Raw genomic sequence first — 19650 nt, 5'->3', positions numbered from 1 at the left:
CGCATTTGTAATCTCCCAGCCATCCACTCAGGTATTGTCCGGACCGGTCGAGGCCTTGAACGGGCGCCACTTCGCGGCGATCCTGCCGCTGTTATCTCACACAGGACTGGGTCCAGTATGCTCCGTTTCGTCTTTCGCGTCCTGTTCGCCGCGCTCGGCCTGTGGCTGGCCGATCGCCTGCTCGGCGGCATCTCGGCCGACGGCTGGCCGACCCTGATCCTGGCGAGCCTGCTGCTGGGCGTCGTCAATGCGGTGGTCAAGCCGGTGGTGGTGCTGCTGACCTTTCCGATCACCATCGTCAGCCTGGGCCTGTTCCTGCTGGTGGTGAACGCGGCCATGCTGGGCCTGGTGGCCTGGCTGCTGGATGGCCTGACCGTGCACGGCCTGGTGTCCGGTGTCCTCGGCTCGATCATTGTGGGTGTGGTCAGCTGGGCGGGGCAGGTGATGATCGGCGACGGCAAGGCGCGCGAGGACGCCTGATCCGCCTGCCGCAAAGGCAGCCTGCCCAGGACCGTGATCCTGCTCTAGTCTCTGCTCCATGACGCCCCGGCCACGGGACCGAGGCGCGGGAGGAGAGCAGCGATGAGCATCGCCGGCGTAAATCACCTGGCCCTGGTCTGCCGCGACATGGCCGAGACCACCCGGTTCTATACCGAGGTCCTGGGCATGCCGCTGATCAAGACCGTCCAGTTGCCGGACGGCGGCCAGCACTTCTTCTTCGACTGCGGCGGGGGCTCTAGCCTGGCCTTTTTCTGGTGGGCCGACGGGCCGCCGGCCGCGCCGGGGATCGCCTCGGTGAAGGCCTTCCCGCTGGAGGCCCGCACGGCGGTCGGCTCGATGAACCACATCGCTTTCTCTGTTCCTGAGGACGAGCTGGAAACCTGGCGGCAGCGCCTGGTCGAGGCCGGGGTCGAGACCTTTCCGATGGTGGTCAATCACGACGACAGCGAGATGGGCGTAGCCCGCAAGAGCCATGAGGGCGTCTTCGTGCGTTCGGTCTATTTCACCGACCCCAATGGGATCATGATGGAGCTGGCCGCCTTCACCCGACCCTTTACCCCCGCCGATGTCCGCCACGCGCCGGGCTCGGCGCGCACGCCGGCGGAGGTCTGAGCCATGCCGCGCCTGCGCCAGATCCCCAGGGCCGAGGTCTCTGATCCGAAGGTCCTGGCCCTCTATGACCAGCTGTTCGGCGACCGCGATCCGGTCAGCCAGCCCGGCACCGCTACCGGCACGCGGGGCGACTGGTGGACCGTGTTCGCCAACAGTCCCGACGTGCTGATGCATGCAGCCCGCGGCTTTGGGCTCTATCGCGATCCGGCCCGCAAACTGGATCCGGTCCTGCGCGAACTGGCCCAGACCCGGGCCGGCTGGGCGCGCGGCAGCCAGTTCGTCTATTCCCAGCACTGCAAGTCCCTGCGGGGTCTCGGCGTCTCCGAGGCCAGGATCGCCGCCGTGCCGGCCTGGCCGGTGTCGGACCTCTTCGATCGTCGCGAGCGCGCGGTCCTGGCCTATGCCGACGCCCTGGTCCTTGACGGCGGGCGGGTGGCTGACGGCGTGTTCGAGGCCCTAAGGGCCGAACTCGACGACGAGCAGATCCTGGAACTGACCTACATCACCTGTCTCTACGAGATGCATGCGGTGATGAGCCGGGCCCTGCGGCTGGAGTTTGATGACCGGCCCGAACCGGTCGTCGAGGTCGCGGCTCCGGAGGGCTTTGCGGCCCGCGATTTCATGGATACGGGCCGACCGGCCGATACCGCCGCGCCGCCGGCCAAGGGGCCTGAAAGCGCAGGGTAGAGGCCGGGAAGGGGAAGCTAAGTCCCTCTAAAGCTTGCGGTAATCACTGTGACGGCCGCGTGAAGTTTTCGCGAAATCACGCCCCTGAAGCGGCACCATTAGCCCGCTGTTAGGTCTGAAATGGTCCCTGCTTGCGCAGTGGAGGCGTATCCGATGTTCACCCTGCGAGACACCGTTTCATCCCTGCAGCCGGCGCGCGCCGACGATCTGGGCAAGACGCTCTATGAGCGGTTCCGCGAGGAGCCCGACAGCCTGATCATCCCCGTGCTCGATGCCGAGGACCGCCCCATCGGCCTGGTCGAGCGCAATGCCTTCTTCCTGCGCATGGCCGCCGAATATGGCCGGGCCCTCTATGCCAATCGTCCGATCTCCGTCCTGATGGATGTCGAGCCCCTGGTGGTCGAGGCCGACATGGCCCTGGCCGAGTTCACCAATGACAGCCTCTCCTACCGGGCCTCGGATCTGCTGCGCGGCTTCATCGTCACCGACGGCGGTCGCTATCTGGGCGTCGGTACGGTCCTGGCCCTGTTGCAGGCCGCCAGCGCCAGCAATAGCCGCGCCCTGGCCCAGCTGGCCTCGGCCAATGAAACCGCCGAACGGGCCGAAAACTTCATGACTGCGGTGGTCGAGGCCATGCCCTCGATGGTCTTCGTCAAGCGGGCTGAAGATCACCGCTATGTCCTGCTCAACCGGGCCGGCGAAAAGACCCTGGGCATGTCGCGCGAGGAGATGATCGGTCGGACCGACGCCGACTTCTATTCCCCGGAACAGGCCGAGATCTACGCCCAGCGCGACCGGGACCTGGTGGCTTCCGGCGAGGTCCGGGTGATCGAGGAAGACCTGGTGCCGCGCAAGGATGGGACCATGGCCATCCTGCGGACCAAGAAGATCGCCATCTTCGATTCCGAGGGCAAGGCCGAGTACCTGGTGGGCGTTTCCGAAGACATCGCCGACCGCAAGCGGGCCGAGGCCCAGATCGCTCGCCTAGCCCACTATGATCCCCTGACCGAACTGCCCAACCGGGTCCTGTTCCAGAAGGACCTGGGCGAGGCCCTGTCGCGCCGGGCGCGATCGGGTGACAAGCTGGCTGTGCACTTCATCGACCTGGACCGCTTCAAGTCGGTCAATGACACCCTGGGACACCCGCTGGGCGATGCCCTGCTGCGCATCGCCGCCGAACGCCTGCGTGGCTGCGTGCGGGATGGCGACACCGTGGCCCGCCTGGGTGGCGATGAGTTTGCCGTGGTCCAGACCGGTCTTGCCGACCTGACCGGGGCCACAAGGCTGGCCGAGCGGGTGGTCGAAGCCATGGCCGCCCCGTTCGACCTGCAGGGCCATCAGGTGATGATCGGGGCCAGTGTCGGGGTCTCCGTCGCGCCGTCGGACGGTGACGATGCCGACGAGCTGCTCAAGAAGGCCGACATGGCGCTCTATCGCGCCAAGGCCGACGGCCGCGGGGCCTTCCACTTCTTTGAACGGGCCATGGACGAGGAACTGCAGGCCCGGCGGGCCCTGGAGCTCGACCTGCGCCGGGCCCTGACCGCCGGCGAGTTCCAGCTCTACTACCAGCCGCTCTATCATCTGGGCGACGACCGGGTCACCGGCTGCGAGGCGCTGCTGCGCTGGAACCATCCCGATCGCGGCATGGTTTCGCCGGCCGACTTCATTCCGATCGCCGAGGAGATCGGCCTGATCGTCCAGCTGGGCGAATGGGTCCTGCGCCAGGCCTGTGCGGAAGCCGCGACCTGGCCCGATCATGTGCGACTGGCGGTCAATCTGTCACCGGCCCAGTTCCGCGACCGGGCCCTGGTCAGCACCGTGGTCTCGGCCCTGGCGGCCTCAGGCCTTCCGGCCCAGAGGCTGGAGCTGGAAATCACCGAGTCGGTCCTGCTGCAGGACAATGTCGCCAACATGTCGATGCTGCATGATCTGAAGGCCCTGGGCGTGCGCATCTCGATGGATGACTTCGGCACCGGCTATTCGTCCCTGAGCTATCTGCGCAGCTTCCCGTTCGACAAGATCAAGATCGACCAGACCTTTGTCCGCGACATCCTCGAGGACAGCGACGCCATGGCCATCATCAAGGCCGTTCTCGACCTCGGCTCGAGCCTCGGCATCGTCACCACGGCCGAGGGCGTCGAGACCGTCGAACAGCTCAACGCCCTGCGCGACCAGGGCTGCGCCGAGATCCAGGGCTATTTCATCAGCCGGCCCGCGCCGGCCAGCGAGATCGCGCGCCTGCTCGGCGTCGAGGCGCGGGATCTGCGCACGGGCGATCAGGCGATCCGCTTCAAGGCTGCGCCCAGGTCCTCAACCATTTCCGGGGTCGTGGCCCAGGAGCACATGAAGCGGGCCGTGCCGTCCAGGAAGCGGTAGACGAACCAGCCCTCGCCGCGCAGACGCTCCAGGGTCGGCTCGTCCATGTCGACGAAGACGCCGTTGGCCTCGACCGGGTGGCGGATCGGGAAGGGCATCAGGGCCGCCAGCTTGCGGGCCATGGCATTGGCGTGGGCGGCGCGCCGGGCCCAGGGGCCGCCGTCATTGGACTCGCCCAGCAGTCCCAGCCAGGGCGCGGCCAGGAAGCGGCCCTTGCTGACCAGCTGGCCGGCATGTTTCAGCCGCGCATCCAGCCGGCGGGCGTGGTCCGGATTGAGGAAGACCACGGCCTCGGTCGGGGTCGAACCGGCCTTGGTGCCGCCCATGACCAGAATGTCGACGCCCATCTTGGCGACGGTTTTCAGATCAAAGCCCGCCGCCACGGCATTGGCCAGACGCGCGCCATCCAGGTGGACGCCGTAGCCTTTTGCCTTCACGGGCGCGATCAGGGCGGCCAGGTGCGAGGCCTCATAGACCGTGCCGTATTCGGTGGCCGTGGTCAGGGACAGGGCCGCGGCCGGCTGGTTGTAGGACACCTCAGGCCGCGCCAGGGCTGCTTCCAGTCCGGTCAGGTCGATCTTGCCCGAAGCCCCCGGCAGGCCGATCAGCCCGACGCCCTGGCCGAAGAAGCCGGGCGCGCCGGTCTCGTCGGTGCAGATATGGGCATGCTCGTGGGCCAGGACCGCCTCGTGCGGCCGGGCCAGAACGGTCAGGGCAAAGGCATTGGCCGCCGTGCCCGAGGCGGTGAAGCGGACCTCGGCATCGGCATCCAGCAGGGCGCGGATCCGGTCAGCCGCGGCGGCGCTGACATGGTCGGTGCCATAGCCAGAGGCCGTCCCGGCATTGGCGGCGAGCATTGCCTCCATAACCTCTGGCATGGCCCCGGCGACATTGTCGGACGCGAAATCGTAGCGGGCAGAAGACATCAGAACGGCGGACTCTCTGGAAAGCCGGGCGTGGCAGGGTCGATCACATGCCATGCCGGGGCCGAGCGGGTCCAGATGCGGACGCCCGGCTTGAGGTCGGCGGACTCGTCCAGCCCGCCCAGCTTTACGGCCAGGAAGGGCGCGCCGATATCCGACAGCAGGGGCGTGCCGCAGTCCGGGCAGAACACCCGCCCGACATTGGCCCCGCTGCCGCCGGGGCGGTCATACTGGCGGGGCGTGCCCTCGACAAAGCGCACGCTGTCGCGCGGAGCCATAGCGATGAAGTTGGGCCCGCCGCCCGAGGCATACTGGCAGTCCCGGCAATGGCAGACGGCCACGCCCAGGAACTCGGCGTCGATCTCGTAGCGAATGGCACCGCAAAGGCAGCCGCCGGTCTTGAGGGTCATCACAGTGCTCCGTCTTGAGGATCAGGCCTGGCGGCCCCAGGCCCGTACGTCGTCGACAAACAGCCCGGGTTCTTCCATCGCCGCAAAGTGGCCGCCGTGCGGCATGTCGGTCCAGCGGGTGATGTTGTAGGCGCGGTCGCACCAGCTGCGGGGCGGGGCGGAATAGAGCAGCTCGCCGGGGAAGTTGGCGAAGGCGGTGGGGGTCTCGCAGCGGGTCCCGGCCGGCAGGACAATGCCGCCTTCCTCCATCAGGCCCCGATAGTACCAGGCCCCGGTCGTGAAGCTGCCGGTCATCACATAGAGCATGATGTTGGTCAGCAGCTGGTCGTCGCTGAACACCTGCTCGAAGGGCTTGCCGGACAGATCGGCCCAGTCATGGAAGCGCTCGAGGATCCAGGCGGCCTGACCGACGGGATTGCCCGCGCCCAACCAGGCTAGGGACTGGGGCTTGGAGGCCTGCAGCCGGAAATAGGCCCCCATGACGTCCATGGCAAAGCCGGTGCGCTGGATCCAGGCGATCTCGGCCTCACCCTGCGGCGGACCGGCCGGCCGGAAGCCGATCATGTTCAGGTGGATGGCCTTGACGTGTGCGGCATGGTCCAGCCCCAGCCACGATGTCACCAGCCCGCCCCAGTCGCCGCCCTGGGCGAGGTAGCGGTCATAGCCCAGCACCTCCGTCATCAGGCTGTTGAACAGCCTTGCGGTCGCCCGCTGGCCGATCGGGGCCCTGGGTTTTCCCGAAAAGCCAAAGCCCGGCAGGGACGGGATCACCAGATCGAAGGCGTCGGCCGGGTCGCCGCCATGGCGTGACGGGAAGGCCAGGGGCTCGATGGCCTCCCAGAACTCGAAATGGCTGCCCGGCCAGCCATGGGTCAGCAGCAGGGGCCGCTTGCCTCCCGCCTCGCCGACGACATGGACGAAGTGAAGGTCGAGGTCCCCGACCCTGGCGGTGAACTGCGGATGGCGGTTGAGGGTCTCCTGCGCCTTGCCGACATCGAAACCGTCGGCCCAGTAGGCAGTCAGGCGCTTGAGTGTGGCGGCGTCACAGCCATGGTTCCAGCCGCCGCCCTCCGGCGCAGGCGGGAACTCATAGGCCCGGACCTGGGCCATGACCCTTTCGACGGCTTCCTGGCTCCACTCGACCCTGAACGGCGTGGCCATGGCGTCCTCCCTGTTTTGCGGAGAGGGTCAGGCGGGTGACGTGGGGGAGGTCAAGACTAACTCCGCTCTCCCCGGCGAAAGCCGGGGCCCAGATCAAACCCTGAGAAGTGGGCGTCTTCACACCGTCCGCAGGCGCATCATCCCGAGACGCTCTGGCTGAATCTGGGCCCCGGCTTTCGCCGGGGAGAGCGGAAGTTTTGCTAGGCCTTCACCACCCCGATCCCCTCCCGCACCTTCGGCCACAGCACGTTCACCGCCAGCCCCGTCAGCACCAGGCCTGCGGCGATCAGCTTCCAGGCGGGCAGGCCCTCGTGCAGCAGCAGGGCCGAGGCCCCCATGCCGAACACCGGAACCAGCAGGGCCATCGGGGTGACCGTGGCGGCCGGGTGGCGGGCCAGCAGCCAGCCCCAGGCGGCATAGCCGAACATGGTATTGCCCACCGCCTGCCAGAGGACGGCCGCCCAGGTCAGAGCGTCGGCATTGCGAACACCCGCGACCATGGCCGGCCAGCCTTCCAGCCACAGCGACATCGCAAACAGCGGCGGGATCGAGAACAGGCTGGCCCAGACCACATAGCCGAGCATGTTCACGCTGCCGGCCTGACGGGCGACGATATTGCCGCCCGACCAGCTGGCGGCGGCCAGCAGCACCAGCCCGACGCCCAGGGGGGTAGCCGAGCCGCCGCCATGCGCCGCGATCAGCACGATGCCCGAAGCGGCCAGCAGCAGGGCGACGACCTGGAAGGGCTGCACCCGCTCGCCGTTGATCTTCATGGCCATGCCGATGGTGAAGAACACCTGGGTCTGCACCACCAGCGAGGCCAGGCCCGGGGAGATGTGGCCCTTCATGGCCAGGAACAGCATGCCGAACTGTCCGGCCCCGATCAGCACGCCATAGGCGGCCAGGTTGCGCCACGGCACATCGGGCCGCCTGACGAAAAACGCCATGGGCAGTAGCACCAGGGTGAACCTCAGGGTGGCGAACAGCAGGGGCGGCAAGTGATCCAGCCCGATGCGGATGACCACGAAATTGGTGCCCCACACCGCCACCACGGCCAGGGCCAGCAGCAGATGGCGCAGGGGCAGGGGCGCAGCGGTCATCGGCGGGTCCTTTTCGGGCGGGCCATCCGCCTTTGATCCCTGACGTGCGGCGCTGCAACGGAAACATTGTCCCGGTGACAATCCGGAGGCGATGCGGGCGGAATCAGGGCTCCGGCAGGCCGAGGCCGCGCAGCAGGGTGGCAAACATCTGTCGCCGCAGGGTCTGGGGATCGATGGTCGGGGCCAGCTTGCCGGTGATCTGCAGCATCAGCATGCCGTGCAGCACCGACCAGAACATGTGGCCGATCATCTCGGCGTCGCCCTCGAGCAGGCCAGCCCGGATCATGCCCTCGACGTGGACAGTCATGGTCCGGCGGGCCCGGGCGACGGCCGCCTGCAGGTCGGGATAGTCGGCCTCGGTCGGCTGGTTGAGGTCGAACATCAGCCGGTAGGCCTGGGGCTGGGCGAGGGCAAATTCGATATAGGCCATGCCGGCCTGGCGTGACCGGACGATCGGGTCGCCCGCCTGACCCATCCCGGCCTCGAGGGCTTCGGCAAAGCGGGTAAAGGCGGCGGCCCGCACGGCGGCGAGAATGGCGTCCTTGTCCTGGAAATAGCGATAGGGGGTCATGGGGCTGACCCCCATGGCGGTGGCCAGCTCGCGCATGGTCACCGCCTCGGGGCCGCGCTCGGCGAACAGGCCTTCGGCGGCCACGCACAGGCGACGACGGAAATCTTCGACGTCTTCGGAAGACAGGACGCGGGGCACTGACGAATCCCAGTTGACGAACTCATTTTCTTACAACATAAATTTACAACGTAAACAATAAGCCATCACGACCACAGCCCGGAGACCGACCATGGACGGCGAGGTTCGCATCAACCCCTATCTGACCGGCAATTTCGCACCGGTGCACAGCGAGGATGATTTCGAGCTGGTGGTGGAGGGGGTCCTGCCCCCCGGCCTGACGGGCACCCTGTACCGCAACGGGCCCAATCCCCAGTACGAGGCGCGCGACGGCAACTATCACTGGTTCGTCGGCGACGGCATGCTGCACGCCTTCACCCTGGACGCGGGCCGGGTGCACTACCGCAATCGCTGGGTCCGTACGAACAAGTGGACGGTCGAGCATGCGGCGGGCCAGGCCCTGTTCGGCAGCTGGGGCAATCCGATGACCACCGACCCTTCGGTCATGGGCACCGACAGCGGCGTGGCCAATACCAACATCGTCCAGCATGCCGGCCGGCTGCTAGCCCTGGAGGAGGCCCATGCGCCGTTCCAGCTGTCCGGACCCGAGCTCGACTCCATCGGGCCCTATGACCTGGGCGGCAAGGTCACCGCCCACCCCAAGACCTGTCCGCTCACCGGCGAGATGGTGTTCTTCGCCTATGCCGATGATCCGATGCCGCTGTCGAGCAAGGTCAGCTGGGGCGTGGCTGACGCCGCCGGCACCCTGCTGAAGCGCGAGACCTTCGAGGCCCCCTATTGCTCGATGATCCACGACTTCGCGGTCACCCGCGAACATGTGGTCATTCCGGTCCTGCCCCTGACCGGCAGCCTGCAGCGGGCCATGGGCGGCAAGCCGGTCTTTGCCTGGGAGCCCGAAAAGGGCGGCCAGCTGGCGGTGCTGCGCCGCGACCGGGGCGTCGAAAGCCTGCGCTGGTTCGAGGCCCCCAAGGGCTATGTCTTCCACGTGATGAATGCCTTCGATGAGGGCCAGACCGTCATCGTCGACGTCATGCGCTACGCCTCGGCCCCGCTGTTCCCCAGGGCCGACGGCACGCGGGGCGAAAACGCGGCGGCCTATCTGGTGCGCTGGACGATCGACCTGGCCAGCGGGTCGGTGACCGAAACCCAACTCGACGATCTGGCCGGCGAGTTCCCGCGCTTTGACGAGCGGCTGGCGGGCCTGCCCTATCGTCACGGTTGGTTTGTCGGCCAGAGCCTCAAGCCCGGAGACTTCCGCACCCACATCATCGCCCATATCGACCTCGAGACGGGCCGTCGCAGCGAATGGAGCGTGCCGGCTGGGGATGCGGTGTCCGAGGCGGTCTTCACCCCGGCCTCACCGACTGCGCCGGAGGGCGAGGGCTGGCTGACGGCGGTGGTCTATCGCGGCCAGCTGAACGCCAGTGAGCTGGTGGTTCTGGATGCCCAGGATGTGGCTGCCGGACCGGTGGCCACTGCAAAGGTGCCGAGGCGCGTGCCGTTCGGTTTCCACGGCAACTGGGTGAACGCCTAGCGTCCTTCTCCCGCAAGGGGAGAAGGAGGGCGAACAAGTGTTTGACTTGATCGCGGAAGCTCCTGTTACCTCACCGCCAACAACCAAGGGAGCGCCGCCATGGCCTGGGATTTTCTGGTCGCCAAGACCGACCTGAGACAGACACAGTTCCAGCCCGCGACCCTGCCGGACCTGGGCGAGGGCGAGGTCCGGCTGGCCGTCGACAGCTTTGCCCTGACGGCCAACAACATCACCTATGCCGTGTTCGGCGAGGCGATGCGCTACTGGGACTTCTTCCCGGCGGCCGAGGGTTTCGGCCGCGTGCCGGTCTGGGGCTTTGCGACCGTCGAGGCCTCGAACCACCCTGACATCAGCTTGGGCCAGCGCTTCTACGGCTACTATCCGATGTCCAGCCACCTGACGGTCCAGCCGCGCAAGACGCGGGGCGGCTTCGCCGACGCCGCGCCCCACCGGCAGCATCTGGCGGCGGTCTATAACCAGTATTCAGCCGTCGGCGCCGAGGATGACCTGGAGGCGGCCCGGGCGATCCTGCAGCCGCTGTTCATCACCGGATTCCTGATCGACGACTTCCTCGACGAGCACGCCATGTTCGGAGCCGGCTCGATCATCCTGTCCAGCGCCTCGTCCAAGACCGCGATCGGCCTGGCCTTCCTACTCAAGCAGCGGGGCGGGGCCAAGGTGGTCGGCCTGACCTCGTCGCGCAATGTCGCCTTCGTCGAGGCCCTGGGCTTCTACGACCAGGTGGTGACCTATGAGGATCTCGCCACCGCCCCGATGGCGACGCCGGCGGTCTTTGTCGACTTTGCCGGCGATGCGGCGGTGCTGGGCACGGTGCATCGGCGGTTCGGGGACGACCTGGCCTATTCCTGCCTGGTGGGCGGCACCCACTGGGAGGCGCCGCGCGGAGCCGGTGACCTGCCGGGCCCGCGTCCGATCCTGTTCTTTGCCCCCGACCGGGTGAAGAAGCGTCAGGAAGACTGGGGCCCCGGCGGCTTCGAGACCCGCTACGGCGCGGCCTGGAGCGCCTTCGTTGGCGATGCGCCGCGCTGGCTGAAGGTCGAGACCGGTCAGGGCCAGGCGGCCCTGGCCGAGACCTATCTGTCGGTCCTGGAAGGCCGGGCCACGCCGGAGACGGGGTGTATCGTCAGGCCCTAGGGCTCCGTCTTTCAACCGCTCTTCCCGGCGAAAGCCGGGATCCAGATCGATCCCAGAGCGGCTGTTGTTCTGGCTCCGTCAGAAGGCGCGCCATCCCCAAACGCTCAGGCTGAATCTGGGCCCCGGCTTTCGCCGGGGAGAGCGGAGATTTTTACCGCCCCGCCATCCGGTCGATCACCGCCACGATCCGCGGCCAGGCCGCCGAGGTCGGGTCGATCAGTTCAAAGTGTCCGGCCTCGGCGATCGTGATCTCCTCGACCCGGTCGCCGGACGCCTTTGCCCTGGACGCGAAGTCGACACCGAAGGTCGGCGGTACGATCGGGTCCAGCGCGCCGGAGATCACCGCCACAGGCGTCCTGATCGGCAGCAGGGCCGGCGGAGAGGTGTCGGCATAGCGGTCAGGAAGGGCAGAGCCGGCGGTCAGCCGGTCGATGGTCTCCGGCCCCCCGCAGGCGTCAGGCCCGGTGGCGCGATAGGCGGCCAGGTCATTGATGCCGGCCAGGCTGATCGCCCCCCGGATCTTCAGCGGCTTGCCCACGCGCAGGGGACTGGCCTTGGGCAGGCGGGGGCGCGCCGCGGCCCAGGTGGTCAGGTGGCCGCCGGCCGAGTGTCCGGCCACGACGACGCGCCGGAGATCCAGATTATGGACCGGTGCCAGGGCGCGCAGCCTGTCCAGGCCGTTCGCCACATCGACGAAGGTGCCCGGATAGCCGCCGCCGGGCTCGCCCAGCCGGCGATAGGCCAGGTTCCAGACTGCATAGCCGCGACCCTGCAGGTCCCTGGCCATATAGGCCATCAGCTCGACGCTGGGATATTTGGCCTGCCAGCAGCCGCCGTGGATCAGCACCACCACGGGATGCTTGCCGGCCCCGGCGGGCAGCCAGAGGTCGCCGAACTGCTCGGGCTCGGCCCCATAGGGGATGTGCGCCGTCGGCTGGGCGCGCGGCATGTCCAGCAGCTGGCGGAAGGTCTTGGGCGCGGCGGCGGCGGAGCTGGCCGTGATCAGGGCGACGGCAATGGCGAAACAGGCAAGGCGCATGAGTGGGCTTTCGTCGATCGGACCGCCAGCTAGCCCCGCGCCGGCGGGGCGCGTCAACGGTTCAGGCGGCGCGCAGGCGAGAGCAAGAAGTCGTGACCTATAACCTCCGCTCTCCCCGGCGAAAGCCGGGGCCCAGATCGAACCCACGATCACGTCCGCACGGGCAAGACTTTTGGCGGATCAGCCCCAAACGCACCGGATGAATCTGGGCCCCGGCTTTCGCCGGGGAGAGCGGATATCTTATAACCTTAGATTGAATTTAACAGAAAATCTCTTTAAGGTTACACCATGATGTTCCACGTCTACATCATGGCCAGCCGCCGCAATGGTACACTCTACACGGGCTATACCGACGACCTCGGCCGTCGCGTCTCAGAGCATCAGTCGCGTGAAAGCGGCTTCACCGGGCGATATGGCTGCACAATGCTGGTCTGGCATGAAGCCCATGAGACACGGGAAGGCGCTTGGCGGCGCGAGCGCCAGATCAAGGAGTGGCGACGGGTCTGGAAGCTGCAACTGATCGAGGCTGATAACCCGGAGTGGCGGGATCTGGCTCTGGAGTTTCTGGGTTAGAGGACCTCCAGCAAGCCGCTCTCCCCGGCGAAAGTCGGGGTCCAGATTCATCCAGTACGTTTGGGGCTGGCGCGCCTAGGACACAGCCAAATCAGCCACGCTCAGGGTTCGATCTGGGCCCCGGCTTTCGCCGGGGAGAGCGGGCTTTAGGGATCCAAAGCAAAGCGCCCGCCCCGGTTTCCCGGGACGGGCGCTTCAAACTCAGACTGCAGAGCCTGATCGCTAAACCAGCGACCCGTGGCACTGCTTGAACTTCCGGCCCGAACCGCAGGGGCAGGCCCCGTTGCGATTGGTGTTCTGCCAGCCGGCCGGCAGGGCCGAGGTCGGCAGGGCCTGGCGCTGGGCCGGGGTCAGGCCGGACGGAATGCCCCCGGCCACGGCGACATTTTCACCGGTCAGAGGATCGAGGTGGATCTCGATCAGCTCTTCCGGCGCCCGCAGCGGCTCGGGTTCGGCATAGGCGATCTCGACCGTCATCAGCCAGCGGGTGGTGTTGGTGCGCAGGTCGCCCAGCAGCTTTTCGAACAGGCTGAAGGCTTCGGTCTTGTACTCATTGAGCGGATCGCGCTGACCATAGCCGCGCAGGCCGATGACGTTGCGCAGATGGTCCAGGTGCATCAGGTGCTCGCGCCACTGCAGATCGATCATCTGCAGCAGGAAGCTCTTTTCCACCTGGCGCATCTGCTCGGGCGTGATGATCTCTTCGCGCTGGGCGGCATAGTCATCGGCGGCCTTGGTGATGCGTTCGCGCATCTCCTCGTCGGCGATGCCTTCCTCGGCGGCCCACTCGGCCAGGGGCAGGTCGAGCCCGAAGACCGACTTGACCCGTTCGGTCAGGCCCTCGATGTCCCACTGCTCGGCATAGGCCTTGGGCGGCAGGTGACGCAGGACGAGGTCGTCGACCACGTCGCGGCGCATTTCATGGATGATGTCCGAGAGGTCGCTGGACTCCATGAACTCCTGGCGCTGCTCGAACACGGCCTTGCGCTGGTCATTGACGACGTCGTCGTACTTCAGGAGGTTCTTGCGGATCTCGTAGTTGCGCTGCTCGACGCGCTTCTGGGCGGTGGCGATGGCGTTGTTGAGCCACTTGTGGGTGATCGCCTCGCCTTCCTGGACACCGAAGGTGCGCATGATCGCGTCCAGGCGCTCGCCGGCAAAGATGCGCAGCAGGTCGTCTTCGCACGACAGGAAGAACTTGGAGTGGCCCGGGTCGCCCTGACGGCCGGTACGGCCGCGCAGCTGGTTGTCGATGCGGCGGCTTTCGTGGCGCTCGGTGCCGAGCACGAACAGGCCGCCGGCCTCGAGGGCCTGTTTCTTGGCGGCGGAGATCTCGGCTTCGAGGCTGGCCCGCTGGGCGACTTCGTCCTCATGGGTCGGGACGATGCCCAGGCCCTTCTGCTGCTGCCGCCAGGTGGACAGGCGCATGTCGATATTGCCGCCGAGCTGGATGTCGGTACCGCGGCCGGCCATGTTGGTGGCGATGGTCACCGCGCCGGGCACGCCCGCATCGGCGACGATCAGGGCTTCCTGCTCGTGGAAGCGGGCGTTCAGCACCTGGTGCGGAATGCCGTTGTGCTTCTTGCCGTCATGTTCCCAGGCATAGGTGGCCAGGAGCTTGGACAGGGCTTCCGACTTCTCGATCGAGACCGTGCCGACCAGGATCGGCTGGCCGCGCATGTGGCAGTCGGCAATCTGCTTGAGGATCGACTCGTTCTTCTCGCGCTCGGTGCGATAGACCTCATCGTCGTCGTCGATGCGCAGGACCGGACGGTTGGTCGGGATCTCGCTGACGGCCATCTTGTAGATGTCGTCAAACTCCTGGGCCTCGGTCGAGGCCGTGCCGGTCATGCCTGACAGCTTGGTGTAGAGGCGGAAATAGTTCTGGATGGTCACCGAGGCCAGGGTCTGGTTCTCGGGCTGGATCTCGGCGCCTTCCTTGGCTTCGATGGCCTGGTGCAGGCCTTCCGACAGGCGGCGACCTGTCATCATGCGGCCGGTGAACTCGTCGATCAGCACGACCTCGTCGCCCTTGACGATATAGTCCTTGTCGCGCGTGTAGATCACATTGGCGCGCAGGGCCTGGTTCACGTGGTGGACCAGCGAGATGTTGGCGGCGTCATAGAGGCCGGCCGTGTCCTCGGCGAGATGACCGCCGGCCATCAGGATCTCTTCGATGCGCTCCTGGCCCTCCTCGGTGAGGATGACCTGCTTCTGCTTCTCGTCGAAATCGTAGGTGGCCTTGTCCTTGATGAGCTCCTTCACCAGGACGTCGATGGTCTTGTAGAGCTCGCTGCGGTCCTCGGTGGGGCCCGAGATGATCAGCGGCGTGCGGGCTTCGTCGATCAGGATCGAGTCGACCTCGTCGACGATCACGAAGTGGTGGCCGCGCTGGACCATTTCCTCGACGCTGTAGACGAGGTTGTCGCGCAGATAGTCGAAGCCGAATTCGTTGTTGGTGCCGTAGGTGATGTCGCTGCGATAGGCCCGCTGGCGCTCGCCCTGGCTCAGGCCGTTGACGATGACGCCATAGCTGAGGCCGAGGAAATTGTAGACCTGACCCATCCAGTCGGCGTCGCGCTTGGCCAGATAGTCGTTGACCGTGATGACGTGCACGCCCTTGCCGGCCAGGGCGTTCAGATAGGTGGGCAGGGTGGCGACCAGGGTCTTGCCTTCACCCGTGCGCATTTCCGAGATGCCGCCGAAGTGCAGCACCATGCCGCCGACCATCTGGACGTCGAAGTGGCGCATGCCCAGCACGCGCTTGGAGGCCTCGCGGACGGTGGCGAAGGCTTCATGCAGCAGGTCGTCGAGGGTCTCGCCCTTTTCCAGCCGGGCCTTGAACTCGGCGGTCTTGGCCTTCAGGGCCTCGTCGGAGAGCGCGGCGAGTTGCGGCTCAAAGGCGTTGATCTTCGCCACACGGGCGGTCAGCGTCTTGACCTTGCGGTCGTTGGAAGAGCCGAAGAGCTTTTTGGCGAAGCCGAGCATGAAGTCGAGATTCCGATGAAGTGTTAGGCGCAGCGGGCGTCGGAGTTCCTGCAAGGTAACGACCAGGCACGACGATTTCCGTCTTTACAGCGCGCGGGAGACTTAAGCAGCGACCCTTCCAGTGTCAACGCGAGGGCCCGCCATAGAGCCCGGCAAAGGTGTCGGTTTCAGGCCTTTTCAGCATTTCGAAGACGACTGCGCCAAAAATGCCGGAAACCCCTGCTGTGGAAGTGGCGGACTTGCATTCCCCTGATGCCGAAACCGCGCTAGAGCCGTCCCGAAGGTTCGCCGGAGGTTCGCCCCTTGATCAAGTTCCCTCACAGCCGGATCTGGGCCCTGCTGGCCGTCACGGTGGTGGTGGCCGCCTGCGGCCAGAACCAGAGCGCCGAGAAGCCGCCGGAGCCGGGTGATACGGCCGTGGCGCGGGTCAATGGCCATGCGGTCTGGGCGTCCGACGTCAAGCGCGAGGCGGTGGCCCAGGGCCTGATCAGCGAGGGGGAGCCCCTCGACATCTCCAGCGACCTGTTCCGCCAGCGCCTGGATGAGGTCGTCGACCAGAAGCTGCTGGCGGCCGAAGCCCTCAAGCGCAAGCTGGACAAGGACCCCGTCGCCCAGCGCCGCCTGGCCGCGGCCCGCGAGCGGATCCTCGGCGACATGCTGGTCGAGAGCGTGGTCGAGAAGGCCGTCAACGAAGACGCCATCCGCCGGCTCTATGCCGAGCAGCAGAAGCTGTCCAAGCGGTCGGAAGAGATCCGCGCCCGCCAGATCCTGGTCGCCAGCCAGGCTGAGGCCGAGAGCATCAAGAAGCTGCTGGCGACGGGCGCCTCGTTCGACGCCCTGGCCATGGAGCGCTCGACCGACCAGGCCACCCGCTTCAACGGTGGTGACCTCGGCTACTTCACCGTCGACGTCATGCCGGAGGCCTATGCCGGTGCCCTGAAGACGGCCCAGAAGGGCCAGCTGGTCGGTCCGTTCGCCACCGAAGGCGGCTGGGCGATCCTGCGGGTCGAGGACAAGCGCATGGAAGAGCCGATCACGCTGGAGGCGGCGCGCCCGCAGATCGTGCGCTTCCTGACCTATGATCAGGTCCGGGACCTGCTGGAAAAGCTGCGCGGCGGGGCCAAGGTCGACATGCTGACCAGCAAGACCCAGGACCTGCCGGGCGAGCCGGAGGAGCCGGCCTCGGCACCGCCGGTCGAGCTGCAGGGCTCGGCACCGGCCGCCGCGCCCCAGCCCGCGCCGGCCACGGCCAACCCAGCCCCCGGGGCCCCCGCGAAGAAGTAGTCGAGACGACCTGATGCCCCGCAAGACTGACAAGACCGACGCCCAGACGACCTCTGACGCGGAGGCTGCGGCCTCTGTGCCCGGTGCCGTCGAACGGGTGGGCCAGAGCCTGGAACGGGCCCTGGACCCGCTGGCCTCTGTCCTGAAGCGCGCCACTCGCAGGCTCAGCGAGGCCCCGGCCGCCTCGACCCCGGCCGCCGCGCCGGGCAAGCCGGGCTTGGCGATCTCGCCCTTGGCCGTGCCGTTTCCGCTCATCCCGCCGATCGCCGGTGTCGAGATCGCCACCGGTCGCGCAGGCTTCTACAAGCATGAGCGCGAGGACCTGCTGCTGATGCGCTTCGCCGAGGGCACCTCGGCGGCGGGCGTCTTCACGCGTCACGGCGTCGGCTCGGCCCCGGTCGACTGGTGCAAGCGCCAGCTCAACGCCTCGGGCGGCGCCGACGTGCGGGCCCTGGTGGTCAATGCCGGCTGCGCCAACAGCTTCACCGGCAAGCCGGGGGCAGACGCGGTCCGCCGGGTGGCCACCGCCGTGGGCAAGCGTTTCGACTGCCGCCAGCGCGACGTGATGATGGCCTCGACCGGGGTGATCGGCGTGATCCTCGACGATACCAAGATCACGGCCCGCCTGGCCGAGGTCGAGACCCGCCTGACCGAAGATGCCTGGGCCCAGGCCGGGGCGGCGATCATGACCACCGACACCTTCCCGAAAGGGGCCTATGCGACGGCCCTGATCGACGGCCACGAGGTGAAGATCGCCGGCATTGCCAAGGGCTCGGGGATGATCGCGCCCGACATGGCCACCATGCTGGCTTTCGTGGCCACCGACGCGGCCATCGCCCCGGCGGCCCTTCAGACCCTGGTCAGCCTCTATACCCGCACCACCTTCAACTGCGTGACGGTGGACGGCGACCGGTCGACCAACGACACCCTGCTGCTGTTCGCCACCGGCCAGTCGAGCGCGCCCAAGATCCACCGGGCCGGCGACCGGCGCCTTGCCGACTTCCGCGAGAAGCTGGAAGGCGTGCTGCTGGATCTGGCCCTGCAATTGGTCAAGGACGGCGAGGGCGCGACCAAGTTCGTCAAGATCACCGTCAATGGGGCCGAGAGCCCGGCCAGCGCCCGCAAGATCGCCCGCACCATCGCCGAGAGCCCCTTGGTCAAGACCGCCTTCGCCGGTGAGGACGCCAACTGGGGCCGGATCGTCATGGCCGTGGGCCGGGCCGACGAGCCGGTGGCCCGCGAGAAGATCAATGTCCGCTTCGGCGAGCTCTATGCCGCCCGCGACGGTCTGGTCTCGGCCGAATATGACGAGGCGGCGATGAGCGCCTACGTCAAGAACCAGGCGTTCGAGGTCAGTGTCGATGTCGGAGTCGGCAAGGGCTCGGCCACGGTCTGGACCTGCGACCTGACCAAGCAGTATGTGGCGATCAACGGGGATTACCGGAGCTAGATCCTCCCCCATCGGGGGGAGGATTTGAACATGGACTTTCAGCCTCATGGCCGACGAAACGCACGCCCTCTCCCTTAACCTCGCCGAAATCGCCGAGGCCTGCCGCGAGGCCGGTTATGTCGTCAGCGAGATCGACAACGGCCTGGAGGTCTCCGGCGGCGACGACGGCGGGGCCTTCTATCTGCTGCCGGAAGGCGGCTGGCTGCAGGTGCGCTGCCAGGTGCTCGACCCGCAGGACCTGGATCAGGCCCGCGACCTGACCGCCCTGTTCGAGACCGTGGCCCGGGCGCAGTTTCGCCTGATCGGCTGCCGGTTCGGCTTCGATGTCCTGACCGGCCTGTGGCTGATCGAGGACGCCTATCCGGGCTTCGACCCCGAGGCTGTTCCGGCCCTGCTGGAACAGCTGGCCTTTGTCTGGGGTGCCCTGCAGGCCGTGCTGGAGGCCGCTCTGCGGGGGGAGGTGCCTACGGACGACGGGCTGGATGCGGCGTTTGAACTCGAGGCGATCGCGCCCCCGAACTAGAGCGCTTTCTGGAGCCGAAGGGGCTCTGGAATGGAACCTGCGGCGAGGCTTGCCGTTCCGGTCCGGCGGTCTGTCGACCGGAATCTTGAGGATGAAACATGGACGGATCGGGTTTTCGGTTTGGCTGTCTGGCCCTGCTCGGCGGACTGCTGCTGACCGGCGTCGCCCAGGCGCAGACCGGGCGTAGCGACGACAAACCCAAGGCCGAAGCCCCGGCTCCGAGCCGCTGGGGCGAAACCCGCAAGCGGGCCCTGGATATCGGGGCCCAGCCTGTCCGCGATGTCGGGGTGATGCGGCGCGAGGCTCCGGCCATCCTCGAACAGGCCCTGGCTGATCCCTATTCGCTGAAGGGCCTGAAGACCTGCACCCAGCTGGCCGCCGAGGTCCGCAGGCTCAATGAGGCCCTGGGTGCCGATTTCATCGTCGGCAATGAGGTCAAGGAAAGCCGGGTCGGCAAGCTGGCCGAGGCCGGCGGCAAGACGGTGATCAATTCGATCATCCCGTTCCGCGGTCTGGTCCGCGAAATCTCAGGTGCCGCCCCAGCCGAACGCCACCTGGACGCGGCCCTGGACGCGGGCCTGGCACGGCGCGGTTTCCTGCGCGGGGTGCACTACAAGCAGGGCTGCAAGACGAAGTTCTGAGGGGGCGGTTCGGACGTGGCGAATGGCGGCTTAGGGTGGTGAGC

At 67.2% G+C, this 19650-nt stretch carries 17 protein-coding genes and 1 pseudogene; 11 read left to right on the top strand and 7 right to left on the bottom strand.

What is annotated here, in order from left to right; all coding sequences use genetic code 11:
• The first annotated feature begins 117 nt into the window (after positions 1 to 117).
• From ACW17U_RS13695 to ACW17U_RS13680, 4 genes and pseudogenes are all read left to right on the top strand, one after another.
• Entirely contained in the window at positions 118 to 480 is a 363-nt protein-coding gene (locus ACW17U_RS13695) for a phage holin family protein (RefSeq protein WP_492053140.1), read from the top strand.
• A gap of 102 nt (positions 481 to 582) precedes the next feature.
• Positions 583 to 1113, top strand: coding sequence for a VOC family protein (locus ACW17U_RS13690; RefSeq protein ID WP_492053138.1), 531 nt, complete (start codon positions 583 to 585; stop codon positions 1111 to 1113).
• A 3-nt stretch (positions 1114 to 1116) separates the two neighbouring features.
• Positions 1117 to 1800 (top strand): carboxymuconolactone decarboxylase family protein, encoded by a 684-nt coding sequence (locus tag ACW17U_RS13685; RefSeq protein ID WP_492053136.1) that lies wholly within the window; start codon positions 1117 to 1119, stop codon positions 1798 to 1800.
• A gap of 153 nt (positions 1801 to 1953) precedes the next feature.
• Positions 1954 to 4059 (top strand): annotated as a pseudogene (locus tag ACW17U_RS13680) (putative bifunctional diguanylate cyclase/phosphodiesterase); the annotation flags it as partial.
• Between the two features lie 17 nt (positions 4060 to 4076).
• Here ACW17U_RS13680 and ACW17U_RS13675 read toward each other — a convergent pair.
• The 5 genes from ACW17U_RS13675 to ACW17U_RS13655 all read right to left on the bottom strand — a co-directional run bounded on the left by ACW17U_RS13675 (position 4077) and on the right by ACW17U_RS13655 (position 8479).
• On the bottom strand, positions 4077 to 5102 hold the full coding sequence (locus ACW17U_RS13675) for a threonine aldolase family protein (RefSeq protein WP_492053134.1): 1026 nt from the start codon (positions 5100 to 5102) through the stop codon (positions 4077 to 4079).
• On the bottom strand, positions 5102 to 5509 hold the full coding sequence (locus ACW17U_RS13670) for a GFA family protein (protein WP_492053132.1): 408 nt from the start codon (positions 5507 to 5509) through the stop codon (positions 5102 to 5104). Before ACW17U_RS13670 ends, ACW17U_RS13675 begins: the two co-directional genes overlap by 1 nt.
• A 21-nt stretch (positions 5510 to 5530) precedes the next feature.
• A complete protein-coding gene (locus tag ACW17U_RS13665) occupies positions 5531 to 6670 on the bottom strand; it encodes an epoxide hydrolase family protein (protein ID WP_492053130.1) in 1140 nt (379 codons plus the stop codon).
• 200 nt (positions 6671 to 6870) lie between these two features.
• Complete coding sequence (locus ACW17U_RS13660) at positions 6871 to 7770, bottom strand: EamA family transporter (RefSeq protein WP_492053128.1); 900 nt, start codon at positions 7768 to 7770, stop codon at positions 6871 to 6873.
• Between the two features lie 103 nt (positions 7771 to 7873).
• Positions 7874 to 8479 (bottom strand): TetR/AcrR family transcriptional regulator, encoded by a 606-nt coding sequence (locus ACW17U_RS13655; RefSeq protein WP_492053126.1) that lies wholly within the window; start codon positions 8477 to 8479, stop codon positions 7874 to 7876.
• 91 nt (positions 8480 to 8570) lie between these two features.
• On the opposite strand from ACW17U_RS13655, the gene ACW17U_RS13650 reads away from it, so the two are divergent.
• Both ACW17U_RS13650 and ACW17U_RS13645 read left to right on the top strand, forming a co-directional pair.
• Positions 8571 to 9953 carry a carotenoid oxygenase family protein gene (locus ACW17U_RS13650; RefSeq protein ID WP_492053124.1) on the top strand — a complete coding sequence of 461 codons (1383 nt, stop codon included), beginning with the start codon at positions 8571 to 8573 and terminating at the stop codon, positions 9951 to 9953.
• 99 nt (positions 9954 to 10052) lie between these two features.
• Positions 10053 to 11108 carry a DUF2855 family protein gene (locus tag ACW17U_RS13645; protein ID WP_492053122.1) on the top strand — a complete coding sequence of 352 codons (1056 nt, stop codon included), beginning with the start codon at positions 10053 to 10055 and terminating at the stop codon, positions 11106 to 11108.
• A gap of 151 nt (positions 11109 to 11259) precedes the next feature.
• Here the strand turns inward: ACW17U_RS13645 and ACW17U_RS13640 are convergent, their stop codons facing one another.
• Positions 11260 to 12147, bottom strand: a complete 888-nt coding sequence (locus ACW17U_RS13640) for an alpha/beta hydrolase family protein (RefSeq protein WP_492053120.1) — start codon at positions 12145 to 12147, stop codon at positions 11260 to 11262.
• Positions 12148 to 12435: 288 nt separating this feature from the next.
• Here ACW17U_RS13640 and ACW17U_RS13635 point away from each other — a divergent pair, with 288 nt between their 5' ends.
• Positions 12436 to 12720 carry a GIY-YIG nuclease family protein gene (locus ACW17U_RS13635; RefSeq protein WP_492053118.1) on the top strand — a complete coding sequence of 95 codons (285 nt, stop codon included), beginning with the start codon at positions 12436 to 12438 and terminating at the stop codon, positions 12718 to 12720.
• A 222-nt stretch (positions 12721 to 12942) separates the two neighbouring features.
• Here the strand turns inward: ACW17U_RS13635 and secA are convergent, their stop codons facing one another.
• Positions 12943 to 15708, bottom strand: a complete 2766-nt coding sequence (secA, locus tag ACW17U_RS13630) for a preprotein translocase subunit SecA (RefSeq protein WP_492053116.1) — start codon at positions 15706 to 15708, stop codon at positions 12943 to 12945.
• 303 nt (positions 15709 to 16011) lie between these two features.
• On the opposite strand from secA, the gene ACW17U_RS13625 reads away from it, so the two are divergent.
• From ACW17U_RS13625 to ACW17U_RS13610, 4 genes are all read left to right on the top strand, one after another.
• Entirely contained in the window at positions 16012 to 16992 is a 981-nt protein-coding gene (locus tag ACW17U_RS13625) for a peptidylprolyl isomerase (protein WP_166504132.1), read from the top strand.
• A gap of 13 nt (positions 16993 to 17005) precedes the next feature.
• A complete protein-coding gene (gene argJ, locus ACW17U_RS13620; RefSeq protein WP_492053114.1) occupies positions 17006 to 18442 on the top strand; it encodes a bifunctional glutamate N-acetyltransferase/amino-acid acetyltransferase ArgJ in 1437 nt (478 codons plus the stop codon).
• 46 nt (positions 18443 to 18488) lie between these two features.
• Positions 18489 to 18965 carry a hypothetical protein gene (locus tag ACW17U_RS13615; RefSeq protein WP_492053113.1) on the top strand — a complete coding sequence of 159 codons (477 nt, stop codon included), beginning with the start codon at positions 18489 to 18491 and terminating at the stop codon, positions 18963 to 18965.
• Positions 18966 to 19063: 98 nt separating this feature from the next.
• The gene (locus ACW17U_RS13610; protein ID WP_492053112.1) at positions 19064 to 19606 is read left to right on the top strand and encodes a hypothetical protein; all 543 of its coding nucleotides are present in this window, start codon (positions 19064 to 19066) and stop codon (positions 19604 to 19606) included.
• The last annotated feature ends 44 nt before the right edge of the window (positions 19607 to 19650 follow it).

It is taken from the genome of Caulobacter sp. AVps16, assembly GCF_058681455.1.
This window is presented reverse-complemented; position numbering and strand designations above follow the sequence as displayed.